This window comes from Lysinibacillus sp. YS11, from assembly GCF_002896375.1.
In the GTDB taxonomy this organism is placed as follows: domain Bacteria; phylum Bacillota; class Bacilli; order Bacillales_A; family Planococcaceae; genus Lysinibacillus; species Lysinibacillus capsici.
Genome location: NZ_CP026007.1, coordinates 2881552 through 2898312, shown reverse-complemented (window position 1 = coordinate 2898312; position 16761 = coordinate 2881552). Strand labels below are relative to the sequence as shown.

Sequence of the window (16761 nt, the reverse complement as noted above, 5' to 3'; positions counted from 1 at the left end):
GATAGAGTCTTCATAGGAGAACTATGAAGGCTCTGTTTTTGCCTCATTTTGAAAGGAGAACGCGACATGTCAACACAACCCAATCATCAGCATCATCTTCTAGCACAGTGGGTATCACAGTATCGTGCAGCTACCAAAGAAGGGCAATGTGCTAATTATATCCCTGCTTTAGCCAAAAAAGATCCTAATCAATTAGCTGTGGCGATTGTTGGGACTGAAGGCCACGAAATCAAAGCGGGAGATACCGAAGAACTATTTACCCTTCAAAGCGTTTCCAAGGTTATTACCTTTATTTTAGCCTGTATGGATCGAGGCTTACCATATGTTTTAGAAAGAGTAGATGTTGAACCAACAGGAGATACCTTTAACTCAATTATTCGCTTAGAAAGTCATCAGCCAGGTAAACCCTTTAACCCGATGATTAATGCTGGGGCTATTACGGTATCCTCCATGTTGGCTGGTCATTCTCCACAAGAGAAGGTCACAAAGATTCTACAATTTTTAGAACAAATCATAGGCAAGCAATTGAGTATCAATGAAGAAGTATTCCAGTCAGAGTGGCAAACGGCTAATCGTAATCGAGCATTGGCCTACTACTTAATGGATTCAGGGTTTTTAGATTGTCCAGTAGAGGCGGCGCTTGAGGTTTATTTGAAGCAATGTGCAATTGAAGTCAATGTATCAGATTTAGCCATGATTGGCCTAGTTATTGCGAATGATGGCTATCACCCACTGTTAAAGAAACAGCTATTCCCAAAACAAGTGGCAAAATTAGCGAAGGCTTTGATGGTAACGTGTGGTATGTACAATGCCTCAGGGAAGTTTGCAGCATTTATTGGTCTCCCTGCCAAAAGTGGTGTATCAGGTGCGATTCTTGCGGCTGTTCCAGGACATGCAGGCCTACACTCGCCGTTTCCTACTGGCTGTGGTATCGGAATTTACGGCCCAGCGATTGATTCAATAGGAAACAGTGTTGCAGGTGTACAGTTGCTGAAACAGCTAGCAACAGAATGGGATATGACTATTTTTTAATAAGTGAAGATGATTTCAGCGCTTAGTCTGAAGTCATCTTTTTTTCATTTTATAAATAATAAATAAAACGATAAACCAAATTGGTGTTAACAGCAGTGCTGTACGCGTAGCCTCAGAAATAAACATCACTATTAATAAAAAGGCGAAAAACGCAAGCACAACGTAGTTGATAAAAGGTGTCAGTGGTGCTTTGAAGATTGAAGCTTCATGTAAAGCACGTTTTTTTCGTTTGTAGATAATGTGCGAAATGATGATAATGCTCCACACCCATATAAAACAAATTGCACTAATCGTCGTCACAACACTAAAGGCGTTCTCTGGCATCAACTTACTTAACAGAGCACCAGCTGATACAACAATAGTAGAAATAACGAGTGCATTACTTGGTACACTGTTTTTGTTGAGTTTGGCGAATGCTGGAGATGCCTGTTTATTGTTACCAAGATTATAGAGCATCCGACTTGTGGAGAATAACCCACTGTTACCTGCTGAAGCCGCTGAAGTAAGCACAACAAAATTTATAATACCAGCAGCAATCGGTATACCTGCTAATGTAAACACTTGGACAAAGGGGCTGCTTGAAGCAGACATCTCATACCATGGGTTAATACATAAAATGACAAATAATGCCCCTACATAGAAAAGTAAAATGCGAAATGGAATTTTATTAATGGCAGAAGGAATATTTTTTTGAGGATCTGCTGTTTCAGCTGCTGAAACCCCCACTAATTCCACACCAACAAATGCAAAGACAACCATTTGGAAGGCCATTAAAAAGCCGTATATTCCATTTGGGAACATGCCTCCATGTGCCCACAGGTTTTCAACAGATACTGTTCCTGAGCTAGTTTGGAAGCCAGTTACTAGCATAATAAGACCAATAATAATAAGTGCTACAATTGTAATAACTTTAATAATAGCGAACCAAAATTCTAGCTCACCAAAAAGCTTAACAGTTAATAGATTTAGTAGTAATAACAATACGAGGCAACCAATGGCTGGCACCCATTGTGGGATATCAAACCAATATTGTGTATAAACCCCCACCGCAATAATGTCTGCCATCGCAGTCATAATCCAACAGAACCAGTATGTCCAACCTGTGATATAACCTGCCCAAGGCCCTATGTATTCGGATGCGAAATCCGTAAATGAAGTGTAGCCTGCATTGGATAGTAACAATTCACCTAAGGCACGCATCACAAAAAATAGCGCTGTCCCTACAATTAAGTAGGCTAGGATGATCGAAGGCCCTGCTAAGGCAATAGCTTTTCCAGAGCCTAAAAATAAACCAGTCCCAATTGTTCCACCAATGGCAATAAGCTGTACATGGCGATTTTTTAAATCTCGTTTTAATTGTTGCTGTTCCACGTTAATCCCCTCAAAGATGCATAAAAAACTATGACTGGAAAAATAAAAAGAGACTAGTTGTGACACTAGTCTCGGAAAAACGTCAGAATAACAAATACCATTTATTCGCAGATGTCTACATGAAATAGTGTAGCATCGCTTATAAAAGCTGTATTACTCCTCTGTCCTTTTGCCTGAGATAGTGAACCCTTCGGCGACGCAATGTGCGCTCTCTCCAGAACTGCTCCTGCTATAGTTTGATCCATAGCATTCATAGCTTATTAACTTGATAATCAATTATTATTGTAAGATATTATACATCCTAACAGTGCTTCTAAAATTATTCAACAATAAATTTTAACTATTTTCAGAAAAATAGAAGAATAGGGTTCGTAACTGGCATATCTCTAACGAAAAATAGTATTTTTGGTCATACAAAGTGTTTCGTGAAGGAGTTTTTAAATATGAGGTGGTTTATTGGAAGATTGCTTAACGTAGCTTTCGAAGTGCTCAAACATAAGTGAAAACCGCTCCAAAAAGACACCAAAGCGCTCATTTTTATGAGGACCCGAACTCGTTCAAAGTAGATTTTGTATCAAATAAGGGGACTATAATGCGTTTTGTTGCTTTACTTTTTTATTTTGATGACATGAAGCTTGTACAGCATCTTTTGAAATAGATATAATATAGTAGAAACTCTGAATTTTTTAAAAAAGAAGTCGTCTCATAGTACTTTGAGACGACTTTTTTTGATGAGAGCATTAATATTTTTTTGCTTTTATTTTACCTGTCCAAGTTTTGAAACCACCTTGAAGTTGGTAAATTTGGTTATACCCACGTTTTTTAAGAAATAGTGCAGCACGTGAGCTACGGCCTGTATTTTGACAGTATAGATATACTGGTAAATCTGGGCGGATTTCTTTATAACGTTGACGTAGTGTTGTCGAAGGCACATTTCGTGCACCAAGAATGTGACCAGCATCAAATTCTTTTTGCTCACGAACATCGATCAGCTGGGCTTTACGATAGCCTTCTATGAATTGCTCTTGTGTTAGGTTGGTTACGGCTTTTTTGAGTCGTAGTGCATTAATTCCGATATATGCAATTGTGACTACTAAAACGACACCGATTGTGATAAGTATGTCCAAGATTTTCTTACCCCTTTCTATCTTCTCTATTATTATAAAAGATGCGCTAGCGATAGTCCAATGAGTTTGATAAAATTAACTAGGTTGTAGCGAATTCGCTTTTTTCGTTACACAAGCAATCGTTCGCAATTTGAACTGTAGTATAATATTCGTTAAAGTTGACCCACAGGTGGGGCCTGATGGATCATTTTATATTTGTAGGAGATGAGCATATGACAACTTGGTATTTTTTAAATTCAGGGAAATGTAGTCCTTCTTTTAATATGGCACTAGATGAAGCCTTACTTGATTGGCATAGTGAGGGGTTAATTCCACCAGTAATTCGTTTCTACGAGTGGGAGCCTGCGACATTATCCATTGGTTATTTTCAACAAGCTAAGAGAGATATTAATTTAGATGCTGTGCGTGAACAAGGCTTAGGTTTTGTACGTCGACCAACTGGTGGACGAGCTGTCCTACATGAACATGAGCTAACTTATAGTGTCATTGTGACGGAAAGCTATCCGAATATGCCAGAATCTGTGACAGAGGCATATCGTGTGTTAAGTGAGGGAATTTTGCAAGGTTTCCATAACCTAGGTATGGATGCCTATTTTAGTGTACCTGATACAGAGGAGAAAAGAGCGGACCTGAAGAGTCCAAAAAGTGCTGTTTGCTTTGATGCACCAAGTTGGTATGAACTTGTCGTAGAAGGGAAAAAAATAGCTGGAAGTGCTCAAACACGTCAAAAGGGTGTCATTTTACAGCATGGCGCCATTTTATTAGATTTGGATCAAGAGAAATTATTATCCGTATTTAATTTCTCCAGTGAAGAAGCGAAGAATCGTATGCGTAGAAAGCTACCAGAAAAGGCTGTTGCCATCAACAGTCTTGTAAAAGAGCCAGTGACAGTTGAACAATGTGTGACAGCTTTTAGAGATGGCTTTGCAAAATCGTTGCAAATTGAATTAAAACCATTTACACTTTCTGAGGAGCAATTAGAATATGTCCAAGCTTTAGAAGAAAAAAAATATGCTTCAGATGAGTGGAACTTTAAAAAGTAAAAAATGGTATGAAAAAAATATTTTTTAACGTTCAATCCTAGTCATAACAAGTAGTTCTGAATCTATTAAAAAAAGCAAGAGTTGAATTAAAAAACTATATATAGTATCTTTTTTAAAGACATATACACAATATGTAGTGTTTAACGACACAAGATATTGTGTATTTATTTTGTAATGAAGAAAACAAGGGAGGCTAAACGATGGTACTCACAAATCATCAACCCGAAGTAAACAATCAATTTGAACAGTTAAACAAAGATATTGAACAATTCCCGCAGGTACACCCCGTAACATCTGATATGCATATTACACACAAAGGTGTATCAAGACTTGTCATGATCGATCGCTATTCGTTTAAAGACACAGAAAAGAAAACATTGAAAGCCGGCGACTTTGTTGTATTAACGGTAAAAGCTGATCCGAAATTTCCTGCACGTGGTTTAGGGACAATTCAAAAATTGGACATGTCTACAAAAACAGCAGAGATTTTGATTGAAGAGGATTATCGTAGCGCATTAGACGATCCGCAAGAGCAAGAAACGGGTGTGATTACGCGTTCAATTGACGTGTTAGAAAAGCCTCTTGAGATATTTTATGAACAAATTGCAAAACGAAATGCAACGGGCCTTGCCGCTGTTGAAAAAACACCAGAAAAACGTCAAGAATGGTTTGAAAAATTTTATGAGCAATTAGTATCCTTGAAATTCATTCCAGCTGGACGAGTGATTTATGGAGCTGGTTCTGAAACAGATGTAACTTTCTTTAACTGTTACGTGATGCCATTTGTCGCTGACTCTCGTGAAGGTATCAGTGATCATCGTAAGCAAGTAATGGAGATTATGAGCCGTGGTGGCGGTGTAGGAACAAATGGTTCAACATTACGTCCACGCAACACATTAGCTCGTGGTGTAAACGGTAAATCATCTGGTTCTGTTTCCTGGTTAGATGACATTGCTAAATTGACACATCTTGTGGAGCAAGGTGGATCACGTCGTGGCGCACAAATGATTATGCTAGCAGATTGGCATCCAGATATTGTGGAGTTTATTATTTCCAAAATGCAAAATCCACGTATTCTGCGTTACCTGATCGAAAATACAACGGATGAAACAATCATCCGTCTAGCCAAAGAAAAATTAAACTTCAAGCCACTTTCTATGCAAGAAGAAGCGATGTATCAAGGCATCGTGAATTATAAAAACATTGAAGGCTTAGGTGGATTTGATACAGCTATCATTCGTGAGGCTGAAAATAAATTACGTGATGGTGGCACGTACACTGTTCATAACCCAGAGTTTTTAACAGGTGCCAACATTTCTGTGACATTAACAAAAGAATTTATGGAAGCAGTTGAAAAAGATGCTGACTTCGAGCTTCGTTTCCCAGCTGTTGAAGAATATACAAAGGAAGAAATGAGCGTTTACAACACGAAATGGCATGAAGTTGGTGATGTTCGTGAATGGGAGAAAATGGGCTATAAAGTCCGCACATACCGTACAATTAAAGCAAAAGAGTTATGGAATTTAATTAATGTATGTGCAACATACTCGGCAGAGCCAGGTATTTTCTTCATTGACAACGCCAATGACATGACAAATGCAAAGGCATACGGTCAAAGTGTTGTAGCGACGAACCCATGTGGCGAGCAACCACTTGCACCATACTCTGTGTGTAACTTAGCTGCTGTGAATTTAGCACAGTTTGCGAATAAAGAAAATCAATCAGTTGATTACGAAGCACTACGTGAAACAGTTCGTGTTGGTGTTCGTATGCAGGATAATGTGATTGATGCGACACCTTACTTCTTAGAAGAAAACCGTGTACAAGCTCTTGGTGAACGTCGTGTTGGATTAGGCGTTATGGGCTTAGCCGATTTGCTGATTTACTGTGAAAAAGAATACGGTTCAGAAGCAGGTAATGCGTTAGTCGATGAAATCTTTAAAACAATCGCTGAAACTGCGTATGAGGCGTCTACAGAGCTTGCGAAAGAGCGTGGTAGCTTCCCATTCTTAGTAGGTGCTACAGACGAAGAAACAGCTCGTTTACGTAAAGCCTTTACAGAGACAGGCTTTATGCGAAAAATGCCTGCTCATATCAAAGAGCAAATCTTAGCGACTGGAATCCGTAACTCACATTTATTAACGGTTGCACCAACAGGGTCAACAGGAACAATGGTAGGGGTAGCAACAGGTCTTGAGCCATACTTCTCCTTCACGTACTATCGTTCTGGTCGTCTAGGTAAATTCATTGAAGTAAAAGCTGAAATTGTCCAAGAATATCTGAACCATCATCCAGAAGTAAATGAGCAAGAGCTTCCAGAATGGTTCGTTACAGCAATGGAGCTAAAACCAGAAGCGCATGCGGATGTGCAATGTATTATTCAAAAATGGATCGATTCATCTATTTCTAAAACTGTAAACGCACCAAAAGGCTATACAGTACAGCAAGTTGAAAAAGTGTACGAGCGACTATATAAAGGTGGCGCTAAAGGTGGTACGGTCTATGTTGACGGTAGCCGTGATTCACAAGTACTTACACTAAAAGCAGAAGAAAATGATATGGATCAACTTTCATTTGAAGAGGAATTGGTTGAAGAACATACAAAACGTCCAGTCGTATTAGTAGATACGATTCAAGCGTTAGAGTCAACAACTGTTATTGGCTCAGACGTTGGGAATACATGCCCAGTATGCCGTAAAGGCACAGTCGAAGAAATGGGCGGCTGTAATACATGTACAAACTGTGGCGCACAGTTGAAATGCGGTCTGTAATTAATATTTTAAATTAATTTGTTGTGGCTTTGAAATAAAGTTGCGATCTATATAATGGCAATGAAATACCTCTTTAGATATTTTATCTAGAGGGGTATTTTTCATGTCTAACACAAACAGAACATCTAAAATTATAATTGGCTGTATAACAAGAAGAATTTTTTGAGGTGCAAATTACTTCAATTAGGCGACTCTTGTTGAGTTGTAGGGGAATGTTAGTACAATAAAAAGAAGTGTTGTTAGATACATTAAATAAACTAAATGAAATGATTTTGTGCAGCAATTCATTCAAGCCAGGGGTGGCACTATCAACATCATTGGTGATAACATTCAAGCAAAATAAGATTTTCCTAAGCATGTCTGTAAAGCAACGTGTGCAGACAATGCGGCCATGGAGAACTTCTTTGGCTAAATGTATTACAGAGAAGAATTGATCTCCTACGAAGCGTTTAAGAAGAAAATAGAAAAGTATATCGATTACTATAATAATGATCGAATTAAACAAAAATTGGCCGGCATGAGTTCAGTAAAATACCGAACTTATGCCAGCCAATTAGCTGCATAAATAAAACTCTAACTTTAAGGGGTCACTACCAATACAAGCGATCTAACATTTTTCTTTTTTGTCTCAGCCTCTTGTATTTGGCTTTTTCTATTCTGAAAGCTGTTCTTTTCCAACTGTATCTTTTATATAAGAGTGAGAGTTTGCGGCTTCTTCAATTTCCTTGAATGCCCAATGTGTTGCTTTGACATCTGGGAAGCTTGGTTTTGTCACACCGTTTAATGGACCACGTTCAAACATGCGGTTCATCATTACGACTACTTGTGCACGTGTTAAAGCAACATTTGGTGCAAAGCTTCCATTCTCAAGGCCATTGATGATGCCTGCAGTACGGTTTGCTTCAATAATCCACTGTGCCCAATGGCCTTTAGTATCCGTGAACGTAATTGCCACACCTTCTTCAACATAAAGCTGTTTATAGTTGGCTACAACTGCCGCCATTTCAGCACGTGTAATGTTGGCATTTGTATGGAAGTTACCATTGTTATCACCATTCATAATGCCCTGTTCTTTTACAAAGGCAATTGCTCCTGCAGCACTATGGTTTTTGGCTACATCTTTAAACGGTGCTTTCTTTAATGCTTGTCCTTCTGTATAGCCTAAAATACGAGCCATCATGATCGCTACTTGTGCACGTGTAACATTCTTATCAGGACCAAATGTGCCGTTTGGGAATCCTTTAATATAAGCTTCATGCTCGCTTACCTCTGGCTTTTCAAATTGAATAATGGTAAACGTACTAAATTTATCTACAGTGAAGCGTAGACCAAGCTCACCCTTTGCCATTGTGACGACTTTAGGAAAGACCACTTTTTTCTCACCATCTGAGTGTTCAATAAAGACGGCTAGTTGCTCTAAGAATCTTTGACGTGCTACTGCTTCTGTTGGTACCTTTACATCTCTTAGTGGTAGTGTTACTTGTACTGGACGACTTGGCATATTCGTTTCTATTGTCATTGGACGAGCTACCACACCCCAATCGTTACTTTGTAGTGTCTCTCGGACAACTTTTTCTACTTTAGCGCGTTCTTCAATCGCTTGACGCTCGCTTTCTTTCTTTACTGGTACTAAACGGAAGTAGAAGTTATCGTCAATACCTTCCATTGAGCTTTGTGGAATTGCAATATGACCATTTACTGTTGAAATTTCTAGTGATAAACCATTGTCACGTAATGTTTGTAGAGATTGCTTTGGTATTTCTACTGTTACTTTATCCACTTCATCATTCACATCAGGAATGACGATACGTGCAATGTTATTGCCAATTTGTTTTGCTTTTTCTACAGTTTCTAATGCTTGCGATGGTGTGAAGTTGACGAAGTCTGTCATTTCACCATTGGCATGTTTAGTGCGTTCAATTTCCACTGTTGTTTTTTCAAGTGGATGGTTACCATCAATTTCTAATGCTACTTGGATTTTCGTTGTTGTCGAGCTTGGATTAGTTGTTGCAGGGATAGAATTTGGCGTCCATGTATCACCATTGCTACTTGATTTTTGAACCGTAAAATTAATTTTATATGTTTTTGTTGTAAATCCATCTTCTGCTGTGACAACAATTGTTGTTGTACCTGGTAAACTTGTTGCATTCGTCACGACTGCACTCGCTTTATCCTTATCTGCGACAGTCGGAATTACCTTAGGAACCATAGTAGTGTATGACGGTAATTCGACATTGTATATTTCTTTTTGAGATTCGAACTCTGCTACAGTTGAGGCGTTAACAGTTAGATTACTTAATGTTGCATTATTGCTTAAAGTTGGTGTTAAATTTTTAACCGTAAAATTAATTCTATATGTTTTTGTTGTAAACCCATCTTCTGCTGTGACAACAATTGTTGTTGTGCCTGGTAAACTTGTTGCATTTGTCACAACAGCATTCGCTTTATCCTTATCTGCAACAGTCGCCATTACACCTGGAACCGTAGTAGTACCTGCTGGTAATTCTACGTTGTATATTTCCCTTTCAGATTCAAACTCTGCTACAGTTGAAGCATTAACTGTTAAGTCTCTTAATGTTGCATTATTGCTTACAGTTGGTGTTGAATTATTTTCAACATCCTCTAAAGTCTGTTCAATATTGCTATCTAAACTATAAAAATACTCAACTGTTTTAGCTTCACCAGGTTTCATGTTACCAACAGCAAAAGTTAAACCAATCCATGAATCATAAGTTGTTTCAGCTACTTTACCGTCATCATTAAATGCAGTTGGATCAAATGGATTGGAACTATTAATGGATGCGCGTGATTTTGAATCTGTAGACATCAAAATCAATGCATTTCCAGTAATAGGACCCTTCGATAATACAACAGATTTAGCATCATTCGGATAGTTAAATGGAACCGAATTGATAGTATCAAAATTATCATTTTTATCCGCATCAATATCAGGATCTACAGAACGCATATAACGTACATCTAAAAGTTCTCTATCTGTCATATTCGTCATTTTAACTGTAGCTTTAAAGAATTTATCATTTGCTTTGAATGAAACAGTTTGTTCTATTTTTAATGCACCATCAGACGTTACCCCACCCGTTTTTGCTACTAAATTATCTTCTGTCGATAAATCTTCATTAGTGCTCATTAGAATTCCTATAGATCCTAAAGCATTTGCATTTAAAAATACTTTTGTGCTATCATCACTTTCTTTATAACCAACATAAAATCCTTCGTATGGGCTTCCAGGTAAGAAATAATCGCCACTGTTCATTGCTTCCCCACTATCAAACCCATCAGAATCCACTGTAAATCCTAAATTTTGACGTCCAGTAGGATGGAAATCTATTGGGGCTGCACTTTCCGTTCCAAACGAACCACCTTTTGAAATCCCCATCTCAATGTATTTTCCTCCAAGGAAGATATCATCACCAACTTTTTCATGTCTCGCATAGGAAACATTTTCCGGAACTATCAACTCTTCAGTTTGAGATTCTTGTGGTACTATCGTCTCTTCTGCTTGTGATTCTTCTGCTCCTACAGAACTTACAGGAAACAAGCTAAGTAATAACATACAAATTGTCATTATCAATAATCCTTTGCTTTTTTTCATAACTTTTTCTCCTTTCCGAATAGGATAATGCCTCGTTTTATATTTTTTTATAATGAGGATTCATTAACAAAGTTATTATAAATAAACAAACTCTCAAATAACTCTCAAAAAAATAATGAATTTTCCTATTTAGATAGAAGAGTTTTACAAGTCTTTAATAAATACATTTAATCCATACTTATATTTGAATATGTAATCTTTTCGTGTTATTCAATAATTTATCAGATTTTTATCAGTTATTTTAAACATGCTCCTAAATTTTGCCCTTTGTTTTTAAATGAGCAGTTTTACAATTATTAAAACAATCATGACTACTCCTTGTTTTTTTTGAGGGAATAGAGAGAGCCTATCATCTAGCTAGATTTGTAGAACGAGATAATTTTTGGATATTTATGTTAAATCCACTATAATGTATATGGAGCAGGTTAGTTTATTGATTTGCTTAGAATATTTTGAGTTTCATTTATTAAAGCTTAAGGAGACAAGCATATGACGTTATATTCTGTCCTAGTGGCGAACAGTGCTTTACAAACAGTTGATTGTACAGGAATTGCTGAAATAACAGTAAGAGAATTAAAAAAATTATATCCAATTACAGAGAGTACACCAACACAGTCGTGGCATTTGATGGATGATGATGCACGAGTTTTACATGCAGCAGATGAATCAGCTTTTGAAAATTTGAATATATTTGAATGGAATAATCCACCTTATGACTTAGGGCTTTATAATGAAAAACCCTTTGTATACGGCATCGAGGGAAATTGGGGTCCTCAATTTTAGAAGATTTTTTAAGTTATTTGAAGGAACATATACAACCAGAGCAAGGTGCTGAATTAATTAGGTTCTGGGCAGGGGATTATGATAAAAAACTAAAAATCCGTCGTATTACGATGGATGACCTTGAATTGCATCACCTTGAAAGCTTAAAGAACGAGGAATACATACGTGTCGCTTTTGTATAGCTACCTCTGAATGATGGAGCTCCACATAATAGACAAGCAAAAACATAAAGCAATAGATGAAAAGGCAAATCAAGCCCTATTTCCAAATTCAGAAGATGAGGTAGAAATTTTATCAAAAGAAGTAGATGAATTATTTCAGGATAATTAATCTTAACTATCTACATTTAGCAAGACAAAATTGATTAGCCCCATTCATAGAGTGGAAGAGGTTAGAAAATGGGATAGGTATAGTTACTCGCCATTATCAAATCCACCTCGAATAATATAGAGGTAGGTTGGAGGGAACAGATACCTAATCGAAAGCTGTCATTTTGTTTCAAAACGGCAGCTTTCTAAGTGTTGAAAAATAAAACAGTCAATTGAAAGGTAGAAATGGATTTCCGTTGCAAGCTACTTGCTTTCCTGTGGGCGACCGCCAAGCCGCTTCCTCCGCTACCGCTCTGTTTAGTGGCTCGCCTGTCTCTCTATCCCACGGGAGTCAAGTAGCCTTCCACTCCAACCCACCAAAGTGTTACCTTTTTAGCGAAAGTTTTTTAGTAAATTGAAGGTGTTCACTACTCTTTATGAAGTGGTGTTGTCAAGCATCACATCTCCACATTGAAAATAACCCTCTAAGAATATAGATAATGGGCGATTTGATCGCTCCACTACTATGAAAAAAGTAAAGACATTTTGCAGAATAGTTGATTGGAGTGGAGCCAGCGTCACAGATGAGACCCTAGAGCGAACGTAAGTGAGTGAAGCGGCTCATCGGACGCCCCCTGGAAAGGACACTGGCGGAACGGAAATCAACCTCTCACCTTGCAAAGTTACTTTTTCTGCTGTTGACATCATCTTTTTTCAACAACAAAGCTGTCATTTTGTTTCAAAATGGCAGCTTTTTATATACAGCACAATCAATGCTCTTTACATTTAGGGATTACATCAGGAAGGTTTTTTTATTTGATGATAGATTTTAGAAGGAGTATTCTTCAAAATATGGAATTAAAATAAAGTTCGCTAAAAAGATGCATTTTACCATCGTCGAGACTCAGTTTTAGTGGTTTGGCACATCACTTTATTAATCATTACATGTTTGGAAACAGAATGAACAATAAAAGGAGAGAAAAACATGAGTATAGAAATTTTTAATGGAGAACGATCTGTAGAGAGTGTGCAATTTGAAAAATTATTGTTTTCACAAAGTAATAAAAAGAGCTTTTCTAGTATTGAAAATGCTCAACAATTTATTAAGCAAAGAGGAACAGAAAATATTCACCCCTATGTGATTGGGGAGGATGTCAATCTTTTAAGCGCTTTGAAGGAGCAAACATTCGAGGATATGCAGGTTTTTATTTTAAATGACCAAAAGTCTTCATCACAAATGGTGATTCTTTATATTCATGGTGGAGCTTGGACGAATCAACCTTTAAATTTACACTGGTTGTTCATGGATAAAATGGCACAAGCCTTAAATGCAAAAGTTATTGCGCCTATCTATCCAAAAGTCCCTCATTTTAGCTATCAAGATACTTACCCAAAGATGCTCAGCTTATATAAAGAGATTCTAGTATCTATTGAAAGCTCCAATCAATTAACCATTATAGGAGACTCAGCAGGTGGAAATATAGCACTTGGTCTAATTCAACTGTTGAAGCGAGACGGTCTGCCTCAACCACAAGATATTATGTTATTGTCGGCATGTGTTGATATGAGTTTAGAAAATCCACTTATTCAGGAATATGAAGAAAACGATCCCATGTTAGCTAGTGAAGGAATGGAAGTCATAACAAAAATATGGGCAGCTGATAAAGCTCTAAAGGATCCAATAATTAGTCCAATTTATGGCGATTTTCAAGGAGTTGGCAAGATAACTCATTTTATTGGGTCCCACGAAAGCTTATATCCAGATGCAATACAGTTTGATGAAAAGCTAACAGAACAAGGCGTTGCAATCAATACCTTTGTTTATCCTAAGATGAATCATGTGTTTGTTGTGATGCCAATCCCTGAGGCAGTGGATGCGCAACAGAAGATTATCAATATCCTAAGTAAATAATTCACAGAAAAACGTGTTTTGAGCCATTCAAAATACGTTTTTTTTCTATGTACATTTTTAGCAAGGTTTATTTATCTGTAGATGTTTGAAAAATAAAATTTGTGAATTGCAGAAATCGCAGAAGGATTTGTCAAAATTAGTTGGTGTTTCAAAACAATCAATCATTAGAGCTTACCCCCAATATTTTAAAAGCTCCTGAATATGATGGGTGTTTTTACAGCCCTACTAGTAAGTAAAAAAAGATTCTAAGTAAGCTAAGTTGTACGTTTAACCCCTTTGGATAGGCCTATCTAAAGGGTGTTTTTATTGTTCGCCAGAATCTTTGAGATTACCACTTATTCCTTGATAACGACCAGTTGTCGATAATCCATTTACAACATGTATGGAAAAATTTATAGTGAGGCGTAGAAAGGACAGTGATCATATGAAGGTGGAAATATCGATTGACCCTACATATAAAGAACCCAAAGTAATCATTCTCACAGATAAAATGACTGATGACATTGAGCATCTTATGCAAATTATTACTACGACAGCAGAAAGCACTTTATTAGCTTTCTCCCATAAAGGTGTTGAATTGATCGATAGTAAGGAGATCGTGCGTATTTATACAGAGCAAAAAAAGGTTTGTGTCCAAAGCAATCACGGTGTTTATACGGTACGTTTGCGTCTTTATGAGCTGGAGGAAAAGCTCAATCCTGAAATGTTTCTCCGTATTTCAAATGCTGAAATAGTCAATCGCTACATGATCAAGCATATGGACATTAGTAGAACAGGTACAATCGGAGTTGAATTGAAGAATGGCACGAAAACATACGCTTCTAGGCGTTATGTAAGCAAAATTAAGAAGCAATTAGGAATCTGAGGTGATAAATATGCGAAAAGACATTTTAACACGTATTATTGGTGGATTTTTGATCGGTATAGTGATGGGACAAATTGTGCAATTCTTTGTATCAATGGGCATAGGGCAAGGAAAATATGTTTGGGTGGTACCAGAATTTCGTGCTTACTTTACAGATGAAATAAGTGCAATAATTACTCAAATTCTATTAACGGGTGTTATTGGCATTACCTTTGCTCTTGCTGCACTTATTTTTGAAATGGCTAGTTGGGGAATGTTGAAGCAATATTTCGTCCACTTTTTCATAACGGCAATGATTTGGATACCGATTGTAACGCTACTATGGATGCCAAAAACGATGGCTAATATTTTTTCTCTCGTAGCCAGCTTTCTCGGAACTTATATTGTGACATGGGTTTTACAATATAGATTTTCACAACGTGACATAGAAAAAATTAATGCGATTCTTACCAATCGAGGTGAAGAGCAGGATGATTAACATAAGAGATTTAACAAAGCTTTATAAAGAGCGTGTAGTCGTTAATCAATTAAATTTACAAATCCATCAAGGTGAACTTTTCGCTCTTTTAGGACAAAATGGTGCTGGCAAAACAACCACAATCAAAATGTTGTGCGGGCTCCTTTCACCTACAGAGGGGGATGCCACAATAGATGGAAAAAGCATTGTGCAAAATACACAGGCTGTAAAACAAGTTATTAATATTTCTCCTCAAGAAACGGCCGTTGCGCCTAATTTAACGGTATATGAAAATCTATTATTATTCAGTCAGATTTATGGCTACGAAAAAGAAAAAGCACAACAACAAGTATATGACAAAATGGCCTTATTCGGACTGACACCACATCAGCATGACAAGGCTAAGACACTATCTGGCGGCTACCAGCGTCGTTTAAGTGTAGCAATGGCTTTAATGTCAAACCCAAAGGTATTGTTCCTCGATGAACCGACTTTAGGGATGGACATACGGGCAAGGAATGATGTATGGAACATATTGAAGCACTTAAAAGGACATGTCACGATTATTTTGACCTCCCATTATTTAGAAGAGATAGAGGCTTTAGCTGATCGTGTAGGAATTATGCACCATGGGCAAATATGTGCACTAGGCACGATCCAACAATTGATCAGTGAAACAGGCAAGCATTCTTTAGAAGAGGTATTCTTGGAAAAAACAGAGGAGGCGTTATTGTGAGGGTAGCTGCGTTTGCAACAAGGAATCATAAAGAGATTGTCCGCGATCCAATCACTTTATTATTTGGTATAGGCTTACCAATTCTTTTATTGGGCTTATTTTCTGTTATGCAAAAAAATATGCCATTTGCTTTATATGAAATGAATAACCTAACACCGGGCGTTATTGTATTTAGTTTTTCTTTTCTCACACTGTTTTCAGGAATGTTACTAGGAAAAGATAAAAGTTCATCTTTTTTAATGAGGATTTTTGTTTCTCCTTTGTCTGCAGCTGATTACATTTTAGGGTATATGATACCTTTGCTACCAATAGCTCTGCTACAAATTTTTATTTGTTTAGCTACCGCCATGTTTTTAGGGTTGCCATTTAATAAGTCTATCCTCTTTATGATTCTTGTACTTCTAATAATTTCACCACTCTATATTAGCTGTGGATTATTATTTGGGACATTATTTACAGATAAGCAGGTAGGAGGGATATTTGCCATCTTTGTTAATGTGACAACTTGGTTAAGTGGAACATGGTTCGAATTAGATATGATTGGTGGAACATTCCAAAAGATTGCGCAGCTTTTACCTTTCATGCACGCAGTCAATGCAGCTAGGGCTATCTTACATGCAGAGTATGCGAATGTGTTTTATTCACTTATTGTTGTCATTGGTTATACAATAATTTTGACAATTCTCGCTATCTTTATGTTTAAGCAGAAAATGCAAGGCAGTACAAAATGAAAAAAAGGCAGC

Annotated in this window: 15 protein-coding genes and 1 riboswitch; of the genes, 12 read left to right on the top strand and 3 right to left on the bottom strand. The window is 37.3% G+C overall.

Going from position 1 to position 16761, the window contains the following annotated elements:
- Positions 1-66: 66 nt before the first annotated feature.
- Positions 67-1032: a glutaminase gene (locus LBYS11_RS14390; RefSeq protein ID WP_103118422.1), complete on the top strand. Its 966-nt coding sequence runs from the start codon at positions 67-69 to the stop codon at positions 1030-1032.
- Positions 1033-1065: 33 nt separating this feature from the next.
- On the opposite strand, the gene LBYS11_RS14385 is transcribed toward LBYS11_RS14390, so the two are convergent.
- Both LBYS11_RS14385 and LBYS11_RS14380 read right to left on the bottom strand, forming a co-directional pair.
- Positions 1066-2403, bottom strand: coding sequence for an amino acid permease (locus LBYS11_RS14385; RefSeq protein WP_048392275.1), 1338 nt, complete (start codon positions 2401-2403; stop codon positions 1066-1068).
- Positions 2404-2554: 151 nt separating this feature from the next.
- A riboswitch (glycine riboswitch) is annotated at positions 2555-2631 on the bottom strand.
- A gap of 512 nt (positions 2632-3143) precedes the next feature.
- The gene (locus LBYS11_RS14380) at positions 3144-3530 is read right to left on the bottom strand and encodes a rhodanese-like domain-containing protein (RefSeq protein WP_004231073.1); all 387 of its coding nucleotides are present in this window, start codon (positions 3528-3530) and stop codon (positions 3144-3146) included.
- Positions 3531-3793: 263 nt separating this feature from the next.
- Here LBYS11_RS14380 and LBYS11_RS14375 point away from each other — a divergent pair, with 263 nt between their 5' ends.
- The 3 genes from LBYS11_RS14375 (at position 3794) to LBYS11_RS14365 (ending at position 7909) form a co-directional block, all read left to right on the top strand.
- Positions 3794-4573 (top strand): lipoate--protein ligase family protein, encoded by a 780-nt coding sequence (locus LBYS11_RS14375; RefSeq protein WP_081010955.1) that lies wholly within the window; start codon positions 3794-3796, stop codon positions 4571-4573.
- Between the two features lie 200 nt (positions 4574-4773).
- Positions 4774-7344: a vitamin B12-dependent ribonucleotide reductase gene (locus tag LBYS11_RS14370; RefSeq protein ID WP_066036346.1), complete on the top strand. Its 2571-nt coding sequence runs from the start codon at positions 4774-4776 to the stop codon at positions 7342-7344.
- A 412-nt stretch (positions 7345-7756) separates the two neighbouring features.
- A complete protein-coding gene (locus tag LBYS11_RS14365) occupies positions 7757-7909 on the top strand; it encodes an IS3 family transposase (RefSeq protein ID WP_081010949.1) in 153 nt (50 codons plus the stop codon).
- Positions 7910-7996: 87 nt separating this feature from the next.
- Here the strand turns inward: LBYS11_RS14365 and LBYS11_RS14360 are convergent, their stop codons facing one another.
- A complete protein-coding gene (locus LBYS11_RS14360) occupies positions 7997-10957 on the bottom strand; it encodes an S-layer homology domain-containing protein (protein WP_103118421.1) in 2961 nt (986 codons plus the stop codon).
- 489 nt (positions 10958-11446) lie between these two features.
- On the opposite strand from LBYS11_RS14360, the gene LBYS11_RS23740 reads away from it, so the two are divergent.
- The 8 genes from LBYS11_RS23740 to LBYS11_RS14315 all read left to right on the top strand — a co-directional run bounded on the left by LBYS11_RS23740 (position 11447) and on the right by LBYS11_RS14315 (position 16749).
- Positions 11447-11740, top strand: coding sequence for a hypothetical protein (locus tag LBYS11_RS23740; protein ID WP_233732055.1), 294 nt, complete (start codon positions 11447-11449; stop codon positions 11738-11740).
- Positions 11741-11757: 17 nt separating this feature from the next.
- The gene (locus LBYS11_RS23735) at positions 11758-11922 is read left to right on the top strand and encodes a hypothetical protein (RefSeq protein ID WP_233732050.1); all 165 of its coding nucleotides are present in this window, start codon (positions 11758-11760) and stop codon (positions 11920-11922) included.
- Between the two features lie 10 nt (positions 11923-11932).
- Positions 11933-12070: a hypothetical protein gene (locus LBYS11_RS23730; RefSeq protein WP_233732048.1), complete on the top strand. Its 138-nt coding sequence runs from the start codon at positions 11933-11935 to the stop codon at positions 12068-12070.
- 963 nt (positions 12071-13033) lie between these two features.
- Entirely contained in the window at positions 13034-13960 is a 927-nt protein-coding gene (locus LBYS11_RS14340) for an alpha/beta hydrolase fold domain-containing protein (RefSeq protein WP_048392280.1), read from the top strand.
- A 424-nt stretch (positions 13961-14384) separates the two neighbouring features.
- On the top strand, positions 14385-14825 hold the full coding sequence (locus LBYS11_RS14330) for a LytTR family DNA-binding domain-containing protein (protein WP_103118420.1): 441 nt from the start codon (positions 14385-14387) through the stop codon (positions 14823-14825).
- Between the two features lie 10 nt (positions 14826-14835).
- Positions 14836-15303, top strand: coding sequence for a DUF3021 domain-containing protein (locus tag LBYS11_RS14325; protein WP_048392282.1), 468 nt, complete (start codon positions 14836-14838; stop codon positions 15301-15303).
- Complete coding sequence (locus tag LBYS11_RS14320; RefSeq protein WP_066036343.1) at positions 15296-16018, top strand: ABC transporter ATP-binding protein; 723 nt, start codon at positions 15296-15298, stop codon at positions 16016-16018. The genes LBYS11_RS14325 and LBYS11_RS14320 overlap by 8 nt, the downstream gene beginning before the upstream one ends.
- The gene (locus LBYS11_RS14315; protein WP_103118419.1) at positions 16015-16749 is read left to right on the top strand and encodes an ABC transporter permease; all 735 of its coding nucleotides are present in this window, start codon (positions 16015-16017) and stop codon (positions 16747-16749) included. Before LBYS11_RS14320 ends, LBYS11_RS14315 begins: the two co-directional genes overlap by 4 nt.
- The last annotated feature ends 12 nt before the right edge of the window (positions 16750-16761 follow it).